The sequence below is a fragment of the Pseudomonas siliginis genome (assembly GCF_024072275.1).
GTDB lineage: Bacteria > Pseudomonadota > Gammaproteobacteria > Pseudomonadales > Pseudomonadaceae > Aquipseudomonas > Aquipseudomonas siliginis.
On record NZ_CP099598.1, the window covers coordinates 2,557,380 to 2,576,078 of the forward strand.

An 18,699-nucleotide genomic window follows, 5' to 3' on the forward strand; every position below is an offset into this window, starting at 1 on the left:
GGATGGGCCATTTGCCCACGTTTATCTCTTTGAAAATCTGTTCTATTCAGGTCGTTACCGTTTGTCGGGACGTTGGATCCAAGCGGTTTTTTGGTGCAACAAAATGTGTCGGTTTCGACATTATTCAAAGAGACGCTGGAAAATATCCGGGCGGAATCGAGGAGAGCGACGGCTAAGCGATATTGAATTTCTCAAAGCGCAGGCCAACCTCCGCAGCTGCCGGTCTGCGAAGGTATTAATCAATAAGCGTGGGAGGGGGGGAAGGCTTTGTATAAGAAATCCAGTCGTACCGTTTCAGCTGTTCTTTCTATCCCTCAGCAGTTAATGCGCCAGCTATCGATCGCCGAAGTGATCGGACAATATCCTGCGCAGACTGATCGCTAACACTGCCGGGGCACTGATCAAACATATGTGGCGCCCCAGGGTAGACATGCAGTTCGACGGCAACCCCGGCGCGCGACAGACTCAGGGCAAATGCAACGTCCTCTTCCAGAAACAGATCCAGCGCCCCAACGGCCAGAAACGTCGGTGGCAAGTCACGCAGATCGTCTTGCAGGGCCGGCGAAAACCAGCCGATTGGCAGATCATCCAGCGCTTGGTCAGCGCGCAGGCAATCCCAACAGAACTGGTTGGCTTGCGCCGGCCAGCCAATCACTCCGGTCGTGCTGTTCTGGTGAGGCGAGGCCGGGCTGCCCGAACGGTAATCGAGCATCGGATACACCAGCACCTGGCTGGCGATGGAATATACGCCGCGATCCCGCGCCACAATTGCCAGCGCTGCTGCCAGACCTGCACCGGCACTGTGACCCATGACGATCACGTTGTCGGCGTCCATGTTGAGCGTTTGCCGGTGGGCGACAACCCAGCCGAGGGCGGTGTAGCAATCTTCCAGGGGAATAGGGAAGGGGTGCTCTGGCGCGAGACGGTAATCGACAGCGACGATGATCGCCTGAAGTGCTTCGGCGAGGTTAGCCAGATAGTCATCGGCCATTTCGGGGCAACCAAGGACGAAGCCTCCACCGTGGATGTACAGGATCACCGCAAAATTACCGCCCGGTGCCCCGGCGGCGGGCCGGTAAAGACACAGGCGCAAATCCTCACCGTCGTGGGCCTTGGTCCATAGGCTTTCACCGCGCGCTTGTTCTCGGGATTTGAATGTCGCATGGACACGCTCCCTGATCGCGGGCAGCGTCTCTAACGTCCAGGCTTGTGCGCCGGGGGTTAAAAAGCTTTTGAAGTCGGGATCCAGCAGTTCACGTGCTTTCACGTTCTGCCTCCTGTTTTCGAATGAACGAGCGCCTCGGATGGAGGCGCCGCTCACGGTGGAGTTACAGCCAGGCTTTGATCTGCGCGCAAACGGCCGGCGTCGAAATGCCGTAGCGATCATGCAGCGTCGGCAGGGCGCCGGCGTCGAGGAAGGCGTCGGGCAACGCGATCTGTCTGAAGGTGGGCGTCACGCCATTGCGCAACAACAACCCGGCAACCGCCTCACCCAAACCGCCGATGATCGAGCTGTTCTCGGCTGTGACCACCAGACGCCCGGATTTACGCGCTTCGGCGAGAATGGTTTGTTCATCCAGCGGCTTGATGGTCGGCACGTGCAGCACGGCCACATCAATGCCGTCGGCCTGCAATTGCTTGGCCGCTTCCAGTGAGCGCATGGTCATCAGCCCGGTGGAGATGATCAGCACGTCGTTGCCCGTGCGCAGAGTCTTGGCCTTGCCGATTTCGAATTGATAGCCGTACTCGTCCAGCACCAACGGCACATTGCCGCGCAGCAAACGCATGTAGACCGGGCCTTGGTGAGCGGCGATGGCCGGCACGGCCTGTTCGATTTCCAGCGCATCGCACGGGTCGATAATCATCAGATTGGGCATGGCGCGGAAAATAGCCAGGTCATCGGTGGCCTGGTGGCTCGGCCCGTAACCCGTGGTGAGACCGGGGAGGCCGCAGACGATTTTGACGTTAAGGTTTTCCTCGGCGATGGCCATGCAGATGAAGTCGTAAGCACGCCGCGATGCGAACACCGCGTAGGTGGTGGCGAACGGCACGAAACCCTCACGCGCCATGCCCGCCGCAGCGCTCATCAGCAACTGTTCGGCCATGCCCATTTGATAGAAACGCTCCGGATGCGCCTTGGCGAAAATGTGCAGGTCGGTGTACTTGGACAGGTCAGCCGAGAGACCGACGATGTCCGCGCGCTGGTCTGCCAGCGCTGCGAGCGCATGGCCGAACGGTGCCGAACGGGTCGCCTGGCCCTCGGAAGCAATCGAGGCAATCATCGCCGAGGTGGTCAGGCGCTTTTTCACCGGCGCGCCAGTAGCAGTCGAAGGCGCAGTGTTGGCGGCGTTGCTCATTGGTCTTTTCCTTCTTCAAGGTTGCTCAGTGCCAGGTCCCATTCGTGCTCTTCGACGCGAATGAAGTGGTTCTTTTCCCGGTTCTCCAGAAACGGCACGCCTTTGCCCATTTTCGTGTCGCAGATGATCACGCGCGGTTGCCCGCCGGGATGATTGCGGGCGGCATCGAATGCAGCGACCAGGGCGTCGAGGTCATTGCCGTCGACGCGCTGGGTGAACCAGCCGAAGGCTTGCCAGCGATCGACAATGGGTTCGAACGAAAGAATCTCGCTGGAGTAACCGTCGGCCTGCTGGTTGTTGACGTCGACGATGGCGATCAGGTTGTCGAGCTTCCAGTGCGAAGCCGACATCACCGCTTCCCAGGTCGAGCCTTCATTGAGTTCGCCATCGGACAGCAGGTTGTAGACGAACGAGGTCGAGCCTTTGCGCTTGAGGCCCAGGCAGGCACCGACCGCGATACCCAGGCCCTGACCCAGCGAACCGCCGGTGATTTCCATCCCCGGGGTGTAGGCGGCCATGCCCGACATCGGCAGGCGGCTGTCATCCGAACCATAGGTTTCCAGCTCGTCGAGGGGAATGATCTCGGCTTCGATCAGCGCTGCGTACAGCGCGATGGCGTAGTGGCCGATGGAGAGATAGAAGCGATCGCGCTGCTCCCATTCGGGATCTGCGGGGCGATGATTCATCGCATGAAAGTAAGACACCGCCAGCAGGTCAGCCGCGCCGAGGGCCTGGCCCACATAGCCCTGGCCCTGAACCTGGCCCATGCGCAATGCATGGCGGCGAATGTTGTGCGCGCGCTGGGTCAGGCTCAGCGATGCAGCGTGTGCAAGATTAGTCGTCATGATGAAACTCCGTTGACTCAACGATTGACCAAAGCGGCAGGAATACGCAGGACCAGGCTGGCGCCGAGGAACAGCACGCCGGTGATGAGGTACATGCCGATGGCGCTGGAACCGGTCAGGGTGGTGATCCAGCCGATCAGATAGGGCGAGCAGAATCCGGCGAGGTTGGCGAAGCTGTTGACCGCGGCGATGCCGGCCGCCGCAGACACGCCGCCGAGCAGCGTGGTGGGCAGCATCCAGAACAACGAAGTGGCGGACAGAATGCCGGAGGCGGCCAGGCACAGGCTGAGGATCGACAAGGTCGGATTGCCGCCCATCATCGCTGCCAGGCTCAAGCCGATCGCACCGGCGATCATCGGCACGATCAGGTGCCAGCGGCGCTCGCGATGTTTGTCGCCACTGCGGCCGACCAGGAGCATGGCGGCGATGGCGCACAGGTAAGGCAGGCTGGTCAGGAACCCGATGTGCAGCGGGTCGGAAACCCCTGCGTTACGCACCAGTGTCGGCAGCCAAAAGGTGATCGCGTATTGGCCCATCACCACACAGAAGTAGATCGCCGCCAGCAGCCACAAGCGCCGGTCGCGGATGAACTCGCCGACCGAGGCATGGGTGACCTTTTGCTGGTCGTCTTCGGCCAGTTCGCGAGTGATCAGCGCTTTTTCCTCGTCATTGAGCCAGGTCGCCTGATGCACGCCGTCTTTCAGATAACTCAGTACCAGCAGGCCGACGACCACGGTGGGCACCGCTTCCAAAACGAACATCCACTGCCAGCCGGCCCAGCCGTGCACACCGGCAAAGTGGTTCATGATCCAGCCCGAAAGCGGGCCACCGACCATGCCTGACAGCGGAATGGCGATAAACCACAACACCGTCATGCGCGCCCGCCGATAGGACGGAAACCAGTAGGTGAGGTAGAGCAGCAGGCCCGGCGCCAGACCGGCTTCGGCAATCCCCAGCAGAAAGCGCAGCGCGTAGAACTGCCAGGCGGTTTCGACGAAGGCGAACAGCGCCGAGACGATGCCCCAGGTGATCATGATCCGCGCAATCCACACCCGTGCGCCGACCTTGTGCAGGATGATGTTGCTGGGCACTTCGCAAAGGAAATAGCCGATGAAAAACACCCCGGCGCCCAGTCCGTAGACCGTTTCGCTGAGGGCCAGATCGTTCATCATTTGCAGCTTGGCGAAACCGACGTTGACCCGGTCCAGATAGGCGCACAGGTAGCACAGCATCAGGAACGGCATCAGGCGCCACGCCGTTTTGCGATAGGCAGAAGAACGCACGGTCGAAACCGCTTCGAGCGACAGGGTAGTCATGATGGTCTGATCTCTTGTTTTTATTGACCGCCAGGCCATCAGGCCCGGCTGCGTCATCGATCCAGAACCGCACGGGCCACGCAGGCCCGCCCAGAGTTACTCAGTGAATCAGCATGCCGCCGTTCACATCGAGGGTGATGCCGGTCAGATAAGCGGACAGGTCGCTGGCCAGAAACAGCGCGGCGTTGGCGACGTCCTGCGCTTGACCCAGGCGCCCCAGCGGAATGCCTTCGATGATGGCGTGGCGGCGGTCATCCTGCATCAGGCCGCCGGTGATGTCGGTGTGAATCAGGCCCGGGGCGATGGAGTTGACGCGGATATTGTCCGGCCCCAATTCCCGCGCCATGGCCTTGCCCAGCCCCAGCACACCGGCCTTGGCCGCGCTGTAATGCGGGCCACCGAAGATGCCGCCGCCGCGCTGGGCAGACACCGACGACATGCAGACGATGCTGCCGGAAGACTGTTGGCGCATCAGCGGAATCACCGCCTGGGACATGAGCAAAGTGCCGCGCAGGCTGACGTCCAGCACCTTGTCGTAGTCCGAAGGGCGAATATCCAGAGTCTTCAGTGGCTGGGTAATGCCGGCGTTGTTGACGAGGATATCGATGCGCCCGAAGTGCTCGATGATGGCGGCGACAGCTTGCTGAACCTGCGCTTCGTCGGCCACGTTGGCCGCCAGGCCCAGATGACCTTCGCCCAGTGCTGCGGCGGCGTCACGTGCTGCGGATGCATCCAGATCGAGGATGACCACGCGAGCGCCGTGTTGCGCAAATGTACTGGCGGTAGCGCGGCCAATGCCACGGGCAGATGCGGCACCGGTAATGATTGCGACTTTGCCTTGAAGAAGCATGGAGGATTCCCTCGAATTGTTTTTATTGGGTCGGTGTGTAAGTAACCGATGACTCAGCTTGTCCTCCGGGGCGAGCGTGAGCAATAACGCGGAAGTCACTCAATGCTGAAAAAAATTCAGCACTCGTCAGGCCGTTTCGCAAATGCTTGAATGAAACCGGTCCGTACATCACAAGAAATCACCACGGAGTCACCATGCGCTCAGACACTGAGGCATCGATCAACCTGCCACCGCTGAAAGCAATTCAGGCCTTCGAACAAACCGCGCGCTTCGGCAACGTCGCCAGAGCGGCGGAAGTGCTGGACCTGACACCCTCGGCAGTCAGCCATCAACTGGCGAAACTGGAAGGGATGATCGGCCGGCAATTATTCGTCCGTGCTGCCCGTGGCGTCTCGCTGACGCCGGTCGGCGAGCAGTACCTCAAGGAAGTTTCCGGGATTTTGCACAGTCTCGCCGTTGCCACCGAACGTGCTGCCAGCGATGTCAGCCTCGATTGCCTGCGCTTGCACTCGTCGCCAAGCTTCGGCCTGCTCTGGCTGATGCCGCGCCTGGAAGCGTTTCGTGCGAGTCATCCGGACATTCAGATCAACCTGTCGTGCTCCTATGAATCGCTGCACTTCAGTCGCGACAAGATCGACGTCGATATCCGCCATGGTCTGCCGAACTGGCCAAGCTATGAGGTGCGCACGGTCAGGAACGAGACGTTCGCGGTGCTGACCTCACCGAAACTGCTCGCGCAACGCCCGATACGCGGCGCGGCGGATCTGCTGGAGTGCGATCTGATTCTGTCGGAAGCCACTCTGCTCAAATGGCCGCAATGGTTTGCTCAGCATGGTCTGGCGCGTCCGGAACGGCCTTATGCATTGAGCTTCGATCGTTCCTACATGTCGCTGGAAGCGGCGAGTCATGGCTTGGGTTTCGCGCTGGAAAGCACATTGCTGGCGCAGAAGTATCTGGCGGCGGGCACGCTGGTTGAAGTAGCGCCTGAATCACTGAGTGCTGCGGTGGCGGCGCACCATTTGGTGTATCCCAAGGCGCATTCGAGCTTTCCACGGGTGAGGCGTTTTCTGGCGTGGATGGAGAGCGAATTGGGCCACGAGTTCGCGTATTGAGTGGGGATCAATTCTTTCAAACTCTCTGAACCGCTCAAGGTCAATCCATTATCGGTCTTGATCATTCACGCAAGAACGCACTTTACCGCGCGCTGCCGATCCGCGAAAAACCAAAGGCTGAGCAGGCTGTTGTTTTCTGTGTTCATCGTTTCTTTAGAAGGGGCTGATTTATGGTCATCACATGTCTGGTATGGGGATCACTGATCTGTAAGCCGGGGAAGCGATGAGCACCCGCAGCCAGGCGCAGATTGCCGCGATCTTCGACCAGCTGTTGGCACTGCGAGAAAGCGTGGACATTCTTCAACACGTGGAGAGCGCTAGCGTCGAGTCGCTGCGTGGCCATCAGACCGTGGACGCTCCCGAGTCGCTGGATCTGGTGTTTCAAAAGCTGCATGAAGACATCGCCAGCATGGAGGAAACCTTGGCGACGATTGCCGAGGCTACCGGGGATGTGTCGAAGTTGTGAGGCGCGCGCGGGGTGGCATGCAGAGATGATTTGCCTGGTCTGGCGTCTTCGCGAGCAGGCTCGCTCCCACAATGGATTTGTGAATCGATTGATTTCCGGGATCTGTCGCAAACCCCTGTGGGAGCGAGCCTGCTCGCGAAAGCGCTGGATCTGGCACTTACTCTGTTGGATGTGCCGACGCTATCGGAGCAGGCTCGCTCCTACAACGGGGCTGGATCTCTCACCACGCGCAACGCATCCACCACCAGTGAAAACGCCGGCGACGGTTGGCGGCGGCTGGGGTAGTAGAGGTGGAAGCCACCGAACGGTTCGCACCAGTCTTCCAGCACTCTGACCAAACGCCCTTCAGCCAGATGCGTACCGAACTCGTCTTCAGGCAGGTAGGCAATCCCTAACCCGTTCACAGCCGCGTCGGCGATGTGCACGGTGGAGTTGAACACCAGTTGCCCGTCGACTCGCACTTTCAACTTTTTGCCCTCGCGCTCGAATTCCCATGCATCGACGCCGTCGTAGGTCGGAAAACGGATGTCGATGCAACGGTGCGCCGCCAGATCGCGCGGATGTTGCGGGGCGGGGTGCCGGGCGAAGTAGCCGGGCGAAGCGACCACGGCCATGCGCAGTGGCGGGCCGATCGGTACGGCGATCATGTCCTGGGCGACGGTATCGCTGAAACGCACGCCGGCATCGAAGCGGTCGGCAACGATGTCACGGAAACCGTAGTTGATATCGAACTCAAGCTTGATGTCCGGGTACTGCAGCAGCAGCGGTGTCAGCTTCGGCAGCAGAGTGGTCTTGATGATGTTGTCGCCGCAGGTGATGCGCACCGTGCCGGCGGGCTTGTCGCGCAACTCGGTCAGGGCGTCCAGCTCGGCTTCAATTTCATCGAAACGGTGCCCGACGGTGTGCAACAGGCGTTCGCCGGCCGCCGTCAGTGACACGCTGCGCGTAGTGCGGGTCAGCAAGCGAATTTTCAGACGTGCCTCCAGCGCCGAGACTACCTGGCTCACCGCCGATTGCGTCACGCCCAGTTGCACCGCCGCGCGGGTGAAGCTGCCGCTGCGGGCAACCGTGACGAAGGCGAGCAGGTCGTTGAAATTGGGTTTGGCCATGGCGCAATGTTCAGCTCTATTGATTAGCAGCAGTTATAACCGCATTAAGCACTCATTAGCTAATCAAAGTCTCGAGCGTGCGCAACAATACCTTCATCCCGGCCACGACTGGCTTCTCGATCAAGGACGCCCCCATGAAACCACTGTTCATACTGCTCGGGTTTCTCCTGAGTTCATTCACTGCATTCGGAGCTGACATGTCCCACGGTGCCGACAATTTCTTCAAAAGCGACAAGGTGACCGCGCAGAAGGTCAGCTTCAAAAATCAATATCAACTCACCGTGGTCGGCAACCTGTTTGTCCCTAAAGGACTCGACCCGGCAGCCCGCAGCGCGGCGATTATCGTTGGTCATCCGATGGGCGCGGTAAAGGAGCAGAGCGCCAATCTGTACGCACAGAAACTGGCGGAGCAGGGCTTTGTCACCCTGTCGCTGGATCTGTCGTTCTGGGGCGAAAGCGAGGGCGCGCCGCGCAATGCCGTGCTGCCGGATATGTACGCCGAAGACTTCAGCGCGGCCGTCGATTACCTCGGCACACGGCCATTCATCGACCGCGAGCGCATCGGCGTGTTGGGCATTTGCGGTAGCGGCAGCTTCGTGATCAGCGCGGCGAAAATCGACCCGCGCATGAAAGCCATCGCCACGGTCAGCATGTACGACATGGGCGCCGCCAACCGTGACGGCCTAAAGCATTCGCAAAGCCTTGCGCAGCGCAAGCAGATCATTGCGCAAGCGGCCGAGCAGCGTTACGCCGAGTTTACTGGCGGCAAGGTCGAATACACCGGCGGCACGGTGCTGGAACTGAAGGCCGACACCCATCCGATCCAGCGTGAATTCTTCGATTTCTACCGCACCCCGCGCGGCGAATTCACCCCGGCCAGCTCGACGCCGCAACAGACCACGCGTCCGACGCTGAGCAGCAACACCAAGTTCATGAACTTCTATCCATTCGTCGATATCGAGAGCATCTCGCCGCGCCCGATGTTGTTTATTGCCGGTGCCGACGCGCACTCCCGTGAGTTCAGCGAAGAGGCGTTTCGGTTGGCGGGGCAGCCGAAAGAACTGGTGATTGTGCCGAATGCCGGTCATGTCGATCTGTACGACCGGGCCGAGCTGATTCCTTTTGCCAAGCTGACGCAGTTCTTCAAGAGCAACCTGAAGTAACTTTCAACGCGACGGAGCAAAGCGATGCGGATTTTTGCCAACGGCTGGAAGGGATTCGTACTGATGGCATGGCTGCCCTTTGCTCTGTCTGCTGCTAACCCGGAGGAGACCACGATGTGGATGACCGTCGGAGAACACCGTTTTGCCATTGCTCTTGAGGACAACCCGAGCACTCGGCAATTGCTCACGCGATTGCCGCTGAGCCTGAACATGAGCGACCTGCACAGCAACGAAAAATACGCCACCGTGCAGCCGCCCTTGCCCACCCAGCCCTATCGGCCGGGCACGATCCACAACGGCGATTTCCTTTTGTATGGCGACGATACGCTGGTGGTCTTCTATAAAACCTTCGATTCGTCTTACCGCTATTCGCGTCTTGGTCGCATCGACCGGCCGCAGGACTTGGCCGAGACCTTGGGGCGCGGCGATGTGCGGGTGACGTTCACGCTGGATGAGTGAGGAGATTCATTGATGAAGCTGAAAAACCTGCATCAGCCGCGCCTTCTGCGCATTGTGGCTCTCGGCTGCGCGGTCCTTGCCAGTGCAGCCTGCGTGAATCCCCTCTGCGCCAATCCTTCCCGATCACCGGAGAAACCGATCATGAAAGAACAGCCTCTGACGCCTAAACAACTGGCGATCGCCCCGATTGCCGCCAACGCTGCAATCGGCGACATGCCGCGTTTGCACGATGCACTCAATCGTGGTCTCGATGCCGGGCTGAGCATCAGCGAGACCAAGGAAATTCTGGTGCAGCTGTACGCCTACGCCGGGTTCCCACGCAGCCTTAACGCCTTGTCATTGCTGATGAAGGTTGTGCAGGAGCGCGCCGCGCGGGGCATTGAAGACGCGCCCGGACGAGAGCCCGGCCCGGTTCCGTCGGGGTATGCACTTACCGAACTCGGCACCGACAATCAGACCCGTCTGGTCGGCGCGCCAGTGTCCGGCCCGCTCTTCGAATTCGCCCCGGCGATCGATCAGTTCCTGAAAGTGCACTTGTTCGGCGACATCTTCGCCCGCGACAACCTGGCATGGACGGATCGGGAACTGGCAACTGTTGGTGCGCTGGCAGCGATGGCTGGGGTGGAATCACAGCTGGAGTCACATTTGAAGATCAGTCTGAATGTGGGATTGACTGTTGAGCAACTGCGGCAAGTGGCGCAGGAGTTGGAGGCGCGTGGGGATTTGCAGGCTGCTGAACGGGTGGGCGCGGGGCTGGGGAAAATCCAGCGGTGAGGGCGGCTCGGATTCATTGCCGCCCTGTTAACGCAATTTTCTACAGTGCGCGCTGGCGCCGACTCGCTCCCGGCGAGCTTCCCGTTATCCGCTTGAACGCACGACTGAACGCCGCTTGGGAGGTGTAGCCCAAGCGCTGCGCCACTTCTTCGATCGGCAGTCTTTCCAGTGTCAGCCACTGACTGGCCAGGCGCATGCGCAGTTCGGTGGCGTAGCGCAGCGGCGGGGTGCCGAGGGTGGTCTGGAAGCGTTCGGCGAAGACCGAGCGTGAGGTGTTGCACAGCGTTGCGAGTTCGGCGACGCTCCAGTCGCGCCCCGGTTGTTGGTGTAGGGCCAGCAAGGCCTGCGCCAGGCGAGGGTCGCGCAGGGCGGCGACGAGACCGGAGGCATTGCCGCAAGCGCATTCGACCCAGCCACGAACAATCATTGCCGCCACTACGTCGGCAAGGCGAGCGAGAATGCCGGCGAAGCCGATGCGCGCTGCGCTGACTTCGCGTTCCATGGTCGCAAGAATCGGCATAAGCCCCGGATAACGCTGGCCGCCGGCGTCGATCAGCATCAGTCCCGGCATCAGCCGACCGAGGCCCTGCAGGCTGCCGAGCTCGAACTCCATACAGCCACTGAAGAGCAGGGCGCTATCGGGCGAAACGGCGCTGTGACCGACCTGCACCGCGCAGACCGTATCGCCGAGTGGCGCGGCGACGGCGCTGTCAATGTCCTGCACTTCGGCGTTTGGGTGTGACAGCAACTGGTGCGCGGCACCATGGGCAATGAATACCGCATTGCCCGCCGCCAACTCGTAAAGGCTGCCGTCCTCCAGTCGCAACACCGTCGATCCAGCGGCAACGAAGTGGAAATACGCATGGCCCGATTTGTCGCTGAAACCCAGACCATACGGCGGACCGGCGTGGATCCGCCGATACTGCACGCCACGCAGACGCATGCTGCGCAGCAATTCTGTGATCAGGTCTGATGACAGTGAAAAGGAATCAGTGCTGCTCATGTTCGGGGTTTCGATCAAAAGTTCAAGACTGCGCATCATAGATCATCCGGTTTGCCGTCAATAGACTGCCCTCTCGAAATGTCCGAGGGAGTCTGGAAATGAATGAACGTGTAGGTGATGGGCGAGCTGAAGAGGAGCCGATGGTTCCTGCGTGGATGGCGGTTTTCTCACTGGCGATGGGTGTGTTCGGTTTACTCACCGCAGAATATCTGCCGGCCAGCCTGCTGACGCCGATGGCGCTCGACCTTGGCGTCAGCGAAGCCCTGGCCGGGCAAGCAGTGACGGTGACCGCAGTGGTGGCGCTCTTTGCCGGATTGCTCGTACCTGGATTGACGCGCAGTCTTGATCGGCGGCTGGTCTTGCTCGGTTTCTCGGTACTGATGATCGCGTCGAATCTGCTGGTGGCGCTGTCGTCGAGCCTCGCAGTTTTGCTGATCATGCGCATCCTTTTGGGCATAGCTTTGGGCGGATTCTGGAGCATGGCGGCGGCCGTGGCGATGCGCCTGGTGCCGGCGGCGCTGCTGCCACGGGCGCTGTCGATTATCTTCAGCGGGATCGCCGTGGGGACCGTGGTCGCGGTGCCATTGGGCAGCTATCTCGGCGGCCAGTTTGGCTGGCGCAGTGCGTTTTTCGCAGCTGCGGCGGTTGGCGTGGTGACGCTGGTCTTTCAAATGTTCACGTTACCGAGTCTGGCGCCGCATCGACCGTCACGCCTGCGTACGGTGCTTGAGGTTTTGCTGCGACCGGGCATTGCCATTGGCATGTTCGGCTGTGTATTGGTGCACACCGGCCACTTCGCGTTGTTCACCTATATCAGGCCATTTCTGGAAAGCACCACCGGAGTCGGCCCGCAGACGCTGGCGCTGATGCTGCTCGGTTTCGGCGTGGCGAACTTTGCCGGCACGCTGTTCGCTGGCTGGCTGTTGCAGCGCAATCCACGCGCAACACTGGTGCTGATGCCGGTGTTGGTGGGCGTTGCTGCTCTGGCGTTGGTCGGGTTACCGGCGTCGCTCACCGGGCAGGCGTTGCTTCTGGCTCTGTGGGGGATGGCCTTCGGTGGCGTGCCGGTGGCATGGTCGAACTGGGTGGCGCGATCGATACCCGATCAGGCCGAAAGCGCAGGCGGCATGGTCGTCGCATCGGTGCAGTCGGCGATTGCCGCAGGCGCCGCCGCCGGCGGTTCGGTGTTCAGTTTCAGCGGCATCAATGGCGTGTTTGTAGCAGCTGGAATTCTGATGTTGCTGGCCGCGCTGCTGATTGCCCTGAAGGTCAATGTCGATGTGCCGGAGCCGGGTTCGGCGCCGGTGGCACCGGTGCATTTGTGATTTGATCAATCCGCCTTACGCGTGGCGGCAATGTCCCAGGTTTGCATGACCTGAGTGATGGCAGCATCAATGTTATCCAGCGCGGTGTTGTCTCTGGCGAGGATGGATATGCCCTGCAGGAAACTGTCGAATACCGTCGCCATCGCCGCCGCACTTGTGCCGCTGGCCAGCTCGTCGGCATTCACAGCGCGTTCGACGCAGGCTTGAATGCCGGCACGGGTGCGCTGCCTTGAGTGGGTCAGGGCTTGCGCCACATGGGCGGTTTCCGGGCTCGGTGCGCTCATGACGCCGAGGGTAACCATGCAGCCCTTGGGGTGTGTGTCGTCGCACTGCATGCGTGCCGACTGGCGCAAAGCGGTCTCGATCGCCTGGCGTGGTGGCAGGCTGTCGTCCCACAGGCACTCGGTGACTTGCGCATAGGTGGTTAAATAACGCTGCACGCATTCATCGAACAACGCTTCCTTGGAACCGAACGCGGCGTAGAAGCTAGGTGCAGAGATACCGCCACCCAGGCCTGCCTTCAATTGGGCCAGCGATGTCGCGTCGTAGCCGTGTTGCCAGAACAGTTGCAAAGCCTGATCGACGGCGTCGTCGCGATCAAACTGACGGGGGCGACCGGTTCTCGCCATGACCTGACTCCTCATTGATTTAATATAAAGACTAGTCGATACAGAAATTGTTGACAACGCTGCGCATGCACCCTCAGGATCTAGATCGATCGGTATTTAAATCTGAGTCGGTTTTTTCGAGGAGCTTCCAGTGACACCTTCAATCACGTTAACGGCTACGCCAAAAGGTCTGCCCATCGGCGCTTTGCTGGCGCTGGCCATGACTGGCTTCATCTGCATCGTCACCGAAACCCTGCCGGCGGGCCTGTTGCCGTTGATCAGTGAAGGCCTGGCGATTTCGCCGTCCATGGCCGGGCAAATGGTTACCGCGTACGCATTGGGTTCCGTACTGGCGGTGATCCCGATGACCATCGCCACCCGGGGCTGGCGGCGCCGCAACGTGCTGCTGCTGACGATTGTCGGTTTCCTGCTGTTCAATTCGATTACCGCGCTGTCGTCGCATTACGGCGTGACGCTGGTCGCGCGGTTCTTCGCCGGGGTTGCGGCGGGTCTGGCATGGAGTCTGCTGGCCGGCTATGCGCGACGCATGGTTGAGCCCGAACAGCAGGGCAAGGCGTTGGCGCTGGCGATGGTCGGCACACCGATTGCGCTGTCGCTGGGCGTGCCTCTGGGTACGTGGCTCGGTGGGCTGGTCGGTTGGCGCACTACATTCGGTCTGATGTCGGCGCTGACCTTGGTACTGATCGTCTGGGTACTGGTGAAAGTGCCCGACTACCCGCCGCAGCCGGCCCATCAACGCCTATCGCTGAGCAAAGTCCTGACTACCCCGGGCGTGCGTCCTGTGCTAGCAGTGGTGATCAGTTGGATGCTGGCGCACAACATTCTCTACACCTATATCGCTCCGTTCGTGGCGCCGGCGGGCATGGCCGAGCGGGTGGATGTGGTGTTGTTGAGCTTCGGCATCGCCGCTCTGGTCGGGATATGGCTGACGGCGAAGCTGGTCGAGCCGCTGCTGCGTTCGACGGTTCTGCTGAGTTTGGCGACCTTTGCCGCCGTCTGCGTGGCGCTGGGATTTGGCGGAGGCAGCCCAGAGGTGATTTATCTCGGCGTGGCGGCATGGGGTTTAACCTTTGGCGGCGCGGCGACGCTGTTGCAAACGGCGCTGGCTGATGCGGCGGGCGACGGAGCGGATGTCGCCTTGTCGTTGAACGTAGTGGCGTGGAACAGCGCGATCGCTGGCAGCGGTGTCGTCGGCGGCGTGCTGCTCGATCAGTGGGGCGTTACCTCATTTCCGTGGGCCATGCTGGCACTGGTCGCTATCGCCTTCGCCATTGCCTGGGGTGCCCGGGCCCACGGTTTCAAGTCGGGCCCGCGCTCTGTAGAAGCTTCGGTGGTGGCGGGGCATTGAACCCCGCCAGCAGTTTCTTCAACCGCGCTTCGGCAGTTTCCAGTTAGGCCGGATGAAATGGCAGGTGTAGCCGTTCGGAATCCGCTCCAGGTAATCCTGATGCTCGGGTTCCGCTTCCCAGAACGGGCCGGCCGGTTCTATTTCCGTAACCACTCGGCCCGGCCACAACTTCGATGCGTCTACATCGGCGGCGGTGTCTTCAGCGACGGCACGCTGCTCGTCGTTGAGGTAGTAGATCGCCGAGCGGTAGCTCGGGCCAAGATCGTTGCCCTGACGGTTAGGCGTGCTCGGGTCGTGGATCTGGAAGAAGAACTCAAGGATCTGCCGGTAGCTGATCACGGCCGGATCAAACTCGATCTCGATGGCTTCGGCGTGGTTGCCGTGGTTGCGATAGGTCGCATTCGGCACATCGCCGCCGGTATAGCCGACGCGGGTTTTCAGCACACCCGGATAGCGGCGCAACAGATCCTGCATGCCCCAGAAGCAGCCGCCGGCGAGAATGGCAGTTTCGGTTTGAGTGGTCATGGTGTGTGCTTCCTCTCGAGACGATGGGGGGATACCCACTGTTATGAGGGCGGGTTGAGAGAATCCAAGGTCACGCTCATGAGAATCGACCACTGGCCTGCTGATCAAGCGACATGCAGGCGACTGCGATTTTCATCAGATCGTATTCAACCAAAGCCAAAGAACGAACGCAGCTTGCTTGGCGACTTGCGCTCGTAGAACGGTTTGGTCTCCTTGAGGAAGTAATCACTCAGCCCGGCTTGTCCCGTCAGCACGCGACAAAAATCAACTGGCCCGCCATCAGGGGCTGTGTCCCCGGCGACATTGCCGGCTTCTCGCATGACCTGTTCGATATCGCCATCCGCTTCGATGCCGACGATCAGGTGCGGTTTGTCATCAACCGATGGGTCGTGCATCAACGCCAGGAATGCGCGTGTCACATTGGCGTGTTTGGCCAGCAATTGCGAGAGCGAATGGACCATCGTCGATGGGTAGTCCGAAGGCTGTCCAAGCAAGACGTTGGTTTCTTTTTCCACGGTACGCTGCGTGGCGGGCCGGCCGATTTCGCCTGAGAGCAGGCGTTGCACTTCCGCCGGAAGAAATTCCTTGCCGTACGGCGACTTCGGATTCAGAAAGAGCAGCGCGCCCAGAGTGATTTCGAACAATGATCGTGCCGGTATCTCCACATAGCTCTGTTCGCTGTCGATGGATTGTTGCAGCGTTGGCAGCGAGGAGAAGAACGGAATGACAGGCGTGCCATCGGGCTTCTGCCAATGGGCGATGCTGATGTTGCTGCCGGCTTCGAGATTGACATGACCCTGCACCCCACCGGCGGTACCGAGGATGTAGACGGTGGAATCCAGAAGTGTGCGATAGAACTCAGGGCGATGCGCGGGTTCGTCCGCGGCCAGTCGCAGTGATGTTTCCAGTGGGTTTTCTTGGGAAGTATCCATGAGGTCAGTCCGTTATTTTCAATGGAGAGCGATGATTATCTGGTCGGTCCGAGGAGACGTGCTGTCACGATGATACTCGTCCAGAGATTCGAATCCTGCGTCGTTCTAACCAACACCACAAAGCCAACTGTGGGAGCGAGCCTGCTCGCGAAGGCGTCGTGTCAGTTGAAATAACTCACGGCTGATACACCGCTTTCGCGAGCAGGCTCGCTCCCACATTTGAATTTCGCGTTGGGTCTTATAGCAAACTCCACGAAACCCCAACATAAACCCCCATCCCTTCACCCGGCGTCGACCGCGCGGCGTCCACTCCCTTGTCGTCATACCCCGGCGTGACCGTTGCCGCGTAGCGTTTGCCGGTCAGGTTGCGCATGTCCACCCAGCCTTGCCAGTCGCCCTTCGGGGCGTTGTAGCCCAGGGTGGAGCCGAACAGGGCGTACGGATCGGCGTAGTAGCTGTTGGCGTAGTCCACGGCAACTTTGGACACCAGTTGCGTATTCACGGCGGCGAAGAAGCCCTGCGGCCAGTCGTAACGCAGTTCGCCCTGGTAATAATGCATCGGCAGGCCCGGCAAGCGGTTGTCGCCGAAGCGTTCATCGTCGCGGTAGTGGAAGTCGCTGAAGGTGTAGGCCTGGCGCAAGCTCAACTGACGGCCGTCGGCGGCGGTCCAGAGTTTGCTGTTGAGGCTGGCCTCGATGCCTTGGTGCACGGTCGGGCTGGCGTTGAGTTCGTAGGGCGTGACGGCGTTGGCGTCCGGCAGTACCGAGAGCAGTTCGTGACGAACTTGCGCGTAGTACCAGGCCAGGCTCCATTCGCCCAGTTTGCTGTCGCCACGGCCACCGAGTTCCAGAGTGGTAGCGGTCTGGTTTTGCAGTTCGACCGGGTCGCGCTGGGTGCCGGTGGCGGCGCCGTTGCCGGCAGGGAAGCGCACGTTGGAGCTGTAGATCAGCGACCACGGGTGCGGTGCTTCGACGGAGCGGCTGAGGTTGCCGAACACTTGCACGTCCGGGGTGATCTGGTAGCGCAGGCCGATGCGCGGTGCATAGTCCCAGTCGCTGAGACTGGTCTTGCCGCCGCCCTGCGGATAGGTCACGGCGCTTTCGCGGCGGGTGTAGATCGCGGCGAGGCCGGTGGTCAGCCAGAGGTCGTCGGCAATTTCCAGGTCATTGCCGAAATGCAGAACGGTGTCCGAACCCTGATAAGTGAAGTTGCGCATCCGCGTGCCCGGGGCATAGCTGGCGGTGTTGCCACTCGGGATGCGCACGAACTCGCTGGCGCCATCGTTGGGCAGATGCTTGGTCACGCGCAGGCCGACATTGCTACTGCTTTCCATCCCGAACAAAGTGTCGCGGCGTTTGTAGTCGAAGGTGCCGCTGACGTCGGTATAAGCCACCTTCAGCCGGTTCGGGCCTTCGCGCAGATCCATCGGGTAGTCGTGGTAGGCGAGGCCGGTCTGGATGCTCGAATCGTCATCGAGGTAGAACGTGGTCTTGTTGCCGATGAACGTACTGCCGGGCTGCTTGCGGCTGTCATCGCGCGCCACATACGCCGGGTTGGCTGCCCGTGGGCTGTGTTCGATGGAATGCTTGGTCACGCGACCGGCGAGGTCGTTGTCGGTTTCGCGATAGCGGAAATAGAAGCGGGTTTCCAGATTCGGGTTGAAGCGATAGCCGAAGTTGGCGATCAGGCCTTTGCTCTCGCTGGCGGTATGGTCCTGATAGCCGTCGGCGTTGGCATCGGTCAGGGACACGTAGTAATCGAAATTCCCCAGCACTTGCCCGGAGCTGACCTGGCGCTGCTGAAAGCCATGGCTGCCGGTGGCGTAGCGCACTTGCAGCTTCGGCGCGGTGTAACCGGTGTGGCTGACGTAATCGATAGCGCCGCCCAGTGCCAGCGCGCCGCGATCGAAGCCGTTGGCGCCGCGCAGCACTTCGACATGGTCGACCCACAACGGCTCGAGCAATTCATAAGGTGTGCCGCCGGGGCCGGTCAGCGGCAAGCCATCCAGCATCGTGTAGAGCCCCGAGGCGTGGGCGCCGGGTGCGCGGTTGATGCCTGAACCACGGATGGAAATCTTCACGCCTTCGTTGCCCGCCGACTGTGCATACACCCCCGGCTGATAGGCCAGCACATCCTGATTGCTGGCAACGCGGCCCTGCAACGGCTGGCGCATGTCGACCACGTTGGTGCCGCCGGGAATCTGCTCAAGGCGTTCCAGCGCTTCTTCGACCGCTGCATCGCTGCCACTGCGCTCATCTGCCGAAATCAGCACTTGCCCCAGCTCCAGACCTTGGGTCTCGGCCATCGCCGGGCAGGCCAGGGCCAGACCGAGCAGGGCAGTGGGCAATGATTTGGACGACGGCATCGAAAAAACTCCAGCAAACAGGGGATCGGGCAATGAACAGTGCGACGTCGGAACAATCTCAGGAAACACATGGCGACAGGGCTTTTTTGCCCGGCAATGGCAAACAACCGGGCGTGAACTA

At 60.7% G+C, this 18,699-nt stretch carries 18 protein-coding genes; 7 read left to right on the top strand and 11 right to left on the bottom strand.

Annotated elements, in window-relative coordinates:
- Positions 1 to 307 precede the first annotated feature (307 nt).
- From NF676_RS11935 to NF676_RS11955, 5 genes are all read right to left on the bottom strand, one after another.
- On the bottom strand, positions 308 to 1,267 hold the full coding sequence (locus tag NF676_RS11935; protein WP_252887773.1) for an alpha/beta hydrolase: 960 nt from the start codon (positions 1,265 to 1,267) through the stop codon (positions 308 to 310).
- Between the two features lie 61 nt (positions 1,268 to 1,328).
- Complete coding sequence (locus tag NF676_RS11940) at positions 1,329 to 2,357, bottom strand: transketolase family protein (protein ID WP_252887774.1); 1,029 nt, start codon at positions 2,355 to 2,357, stop codon at positions 1,329 to 1,331.
- Positions 2,354 to 3,202, bottom strand: a complete 849-nt coding sequence (locus tag NF676_RS11945) for a transketolase (protein ID WP_252887775.1) — start codon at positions 3,200 to 3,202, stop codon at positions 2,354 to 2,356. Before NF676_RS11945 ends, NF676_RS11940 begins: the two co-directional genes overlap by 4 nt.
- A gap of 17 nt (positions 3,203 to 3,219) precedes the next feature.
- Entirely contained in the window at positions 3,220 to 4,518 is a 1,299-nt protein-coding gene (locus NF676_RS11950; RefSeq protein ID WP_123442684.1) for an MFS transporter, read from the bottom strand.
- A 100-nt stretch (positions 4,519 to 4,618) separates the two neighbouring features.
- The gene (locus NF676_RS11955; RefSeq protein WP_073474913.1) at positions 4,619 to 5,368 is read right to left on the bottom strand and encodes an SDR family NAD(P)-dependent oxidoreductase; all 750 of its coding nucleotides are present in this window, start codon (positions 5,366 to 5,368) and stop codon (positions 4,619 to 4,621) included.
- Between the two features lie 194 nt (positions 5,369 to 5,562).
- Between NF676_RS11955 and NF676_RS11960 the strand changes: the two genes are divergently transcribed.
- Both NF676_RS11960 and NF676_RS11965 read left to right on the top strand, forming a co-directional pair.
- Positions 5,563 to 6,480: a LysR substrate-binding domain-containing protein gene (locus tag NF676_RS11960; protein WP_150742624.1), complete on the top strand. Its 918-nt coding sequence runs from the start codon at positions 5,563 to 5,565 to the stop codon at positions 6,478 to 6,480.
- A gap of 223 nt (positions 6,481 to 6,703) precedes the next feature.
- Positions 6,704 to 6,946 carry a hypothetical protein gene (locus NF676_RS11965; protein ID WP_110645864.1) on the top strand — a complete coding sequence of 81 codons (243 nt, stop codon included), beginning with the start codon at positions 6,704 to 6,706 and terminating at the stop codon, positions 6,944 to 6,946.
- A gap of 200 nt (positions 6,947 to 7,146) precedes the next feature.
- Here the strand turns inward: NF676_RS11965 and NF676_RS11970 are convergent, their stop codons facing one another.
- The gene (locus NF676_RS11970) at positions 7,147 to 8,055 is read right to left on the bottom strand and encodes a LysR family transcriptional regulator (protein WP_150742622.1); all 909 of its coding nucleotides are present in this window, start codon (positions 8,053 to 8,055) and stop codon (positions 7,147 to 7,149) included.
- Positions 8,056 to 8,189: 134 nt separating this feature from the next.
- Here NF676_RS11970 and NF676_RS11975 point away from each other — a divergent pair, with 134 nt between their 5' ends.
- The 3 genes from NF676_RS11975 (at position 8,190) to NF676_RS11985 (ending at position 10,451) form a co-directional block, all read left to right on the top strand.
- Positions 8,190 to 9,218 carry an alpha/beta hydrolase gene (locus NF676_RS11975; RefSeq protein WP_252887776.1) on the top strand — a complete coding sequence of 343 codons (1,029 nt, stop codon included), beginning with the start codon at positions 8,190 to 8,192 and terminating at the stop codon, positions 9,216 to 9,218.
- A 24-nt stretch (positions 9,219 to 9,242) separates the two neighbouring features.
- On the top strand, positions 9,243 to 9,677 hold the full coding sequence (locus tag NF676_RS11980) for a cyclophilin-like fold protein (protein ID WP_252887777.1): 435 nt from the start codon (positions 9,243 to 9,245) through the stop codon (positions 9,675 to 9,677).
- A 141-nt stretch (positions 9,678 to 9,818) separates the two neighbouring features.
- Complete coding sequence (locus tag NF676_RS11985) at positions 9,819 to 10,451, top strand: carboxymuconolactone decarboxylase family protein (protein ID WP_252887778.1); 633 nt, start codon at positions 9,819 to 9,821, stop codon at positions 10,449 to 10,451.
- A gap of 40 nt (positions 10,452 to 10,491) precedes the next feature.
- Here the strand turns inward: NF676_RS11985 and NF676_RS11990 are convergent, their stop codons facing one another.
- On the bottom strand, positions 10,492 to 11,493 hold the full coding sequence (locus tag NF676_RS11990; RefSeq protein WP_375709712.1) for an AraC family transcriptional regulator: 1,002 nt from the start codon (positions 11,491 to 11,493) through the stop codon (positions 10,492 to 10,494).
- Between the two features lie 59 nt (positions 11,494 to 11,552).
- Here NF676_RS11990 and NF676_RS11995 point away from each other — a divergent pair, with 59 nt between their 5' ends.
- On the top strand, positions 11,553 to 12,779 hold the full coding sequence (locus NF676_RS11995) for an MFS transporter (RefSeq protein ID WP_236169032.1): 1,227 nt from the start codon (positions 11,553 to 11,555) through the stop codon (positions 12,777 to 12,779).
- Between the two features lie 5 nt (positions 12,780 to 12,784).
- On the opposite strand, the gene NF676_RS12000 is transcribed toward NF676_RS11995, so the two are convergent.
- Entirely contained in the window at positions 12,785 to 13,408 is a 624-nt protein-coding gene (locus tag NF676_RS12000; RefSeq protein ID WP_076563248.1) for a TetR/AcrR family transcriptional regulator, read from the bottom strand.
- Between the two features lie 130 nt (positions 13,409 to 13,538).
- Here NF676_RS12000 and NF676_RS12005 point away from each other — a divergent pair, with 130 nt between their 5' ends.
- Positions 13,539 to 14,756, top strand: coding sequence for an MFS transporter (locus tag NF676_RS12005; RefSeq protein ID WP_076563247.1), 1,218 nt, complete (start codon positions 13,539 to 13,541; stop codon positions 14,754 to 14,756).
- Between the two features lie 18 nt (positions 14,757 to 14,774).
- Here the strand turns inward: NF676_RS12005 and msrA are convergent, their stop codons facing one another.
- From msrA to NF676_RS12020, 3 genes are all read right to left on the bottom strand, one after another.
- Positions 14,775 to 15,281 carry a peptide-methionine (S)-S-oxide reductase MsrA gene (gene msrA / locus NF676_RS12010; RefSeq protein WP_016774420.1) on the bottom strand — a complete coding sequence of 169 codons (507 nt, stop codon included), beginning with the start codon at positions 15,279 to 15,281 and terminating at the stop codon, positions 14,775 to 14,777.
- 146 nt (positions 15,282 to 15,427) lie between these two features.
- A complete protein-coding gene (gene sseB / locus NF676_RS12015; RefSeq protein WP_252887779.1) occupies positions 15,428 to 16,213 on the bottom strand; it encodes an enhanced serine sensitivity protein SseB in 786 nt (261 codons plus the stop codon).
- Between the two features lie 238 nt (positions 16,214 to 16,451).
- On the bottom strand, positions 16,452 to 18,578 hold the full coding sequence (locus NF676_RS12020; RefSeq protein WP_252887780.1) for a TonB-dependent receptor family protein: 2,127 nt from the start codon (positions 18,576 to 18,578) through the stop codon (positions 16,452 to 16,454).
- Positions 18,579 to 18,699: the final 121 nt, after the last annotated feature.

Excerpts from the sequence above, each read along its gene's own strand:
- NF676_RS11940 (WP_252887774.1), bottom strand. The coding sequence starts at position 2,357 with ATGAGCAACGCCGCCAACACTGCGCCTTCGACTGCTACTGGCGCGCCG.
- NF676_RS11945 (WP_252887775.1), bottom strand. The coding sequence starts at position 3,202 with ATGACGACTAATCTTGCACACGCTGCATCGCTGAGCCTGACCCAGCGC.
- NF676_RS11950 (WP_123442684.1), bottom strand. The coding sequence starts at position 4,518 with ATGACTACCCTGTCGCTCGAAGCGGTTTCGACCGTGCGTTCTTCTGCC.
- NF676_RS11955 (WP_073474913.1), bottom strand. The coding sequence starts at position 5,368 with ATGCTTCTTCAAGGCAAAGTCGCAATCATTACCGGTGCCGCATCTGCC.
- NF676_RS11960 (WP_150742624.1), top strand. The coding sequence starts at position 5,563 with ATGCGCTCAGACACTGAGGCATCGATCAACCTGCCACCGCTGAAAGCA.
- NF676_RS11965 (WP_110645864.1), top strand. The coding sequence starts at position 6,704 with ATGAGCACCCGCAGCCAGGCGCAGATTGCCGCGATCTTCGACCAGCTG.
- NF676_RS11970 (WP_150742622.1), bottom strand. The coding sequence starts at position 8,055 with ATGGCCAAACCCAATTTCAACGACCTGCTCGCCTTCGTCACGGTTGCC.
- NF676_RS11975 (WP_252887776.1), top strand. The coding sequence starts at position 8,190 with ATGAAACCACTGTTCATACTGCTCGGGTTTCTCCTGAGTTCATTCACT.
- NF676_RS11980 (WP_252887777.1), top strand. The coding sequence starts at position 9,243 with ATGCGGATTTTTGCCAACGGCTGGAAGGGATTCGTACTGATGGCATGG.
- NF676_RS11985 (WP_252887778.1), top strand. The coding sequence starts at position 9,819 with ATGAAAGAACAGCCTCTGACGCCTAAACAACTGGCGATCGCCCCGATT.
- NF676_RS11990 (WP_375709712.1), bottom strand. The coding sequence starts at position 11,493 with ATGATGCGCAGTCTTGAACTTTTGATCGAAACCCCGAACATGAGCAGC.
- NF676_RS11995 (WP_236169032.1), top strand. The coding sequence starts at position 11,553 with ATGAATGAACGTGTAGGTGATGGGCGAGCTGAAGAGGAGCCGATGGTT.
- NF676_RS12000 (WP_076563248.1), bottom strand. The coding sequence starts at position 13,408 with ATGGCGAGAACCGGTCGCCCCCGTCAGTTTGATCGCGACGACGCCGTC.
- msrA (WP_016774420.1), bottom strand. The coding sequence starts at position 15,281 with ATGACCACTCAAACCGAAACTGCCATTCTCGCCGGCGGCTGCTTCTGG.
- sseB (WP_252887779.1), bottom strand. The coding sequence starts at position 16,213 with ATGGATACTTCCCAAGAAAACCCACTGGAAACATCACTGCGACTGGCC.
- NF676_RS12020 (WP_252887780.1), bottom strand. The coding sequence starts at position 18,578 with ATGCCGTCGTCCAAATCATTGCCCACTGCCCTGCTCGGTCTGGCCCTG.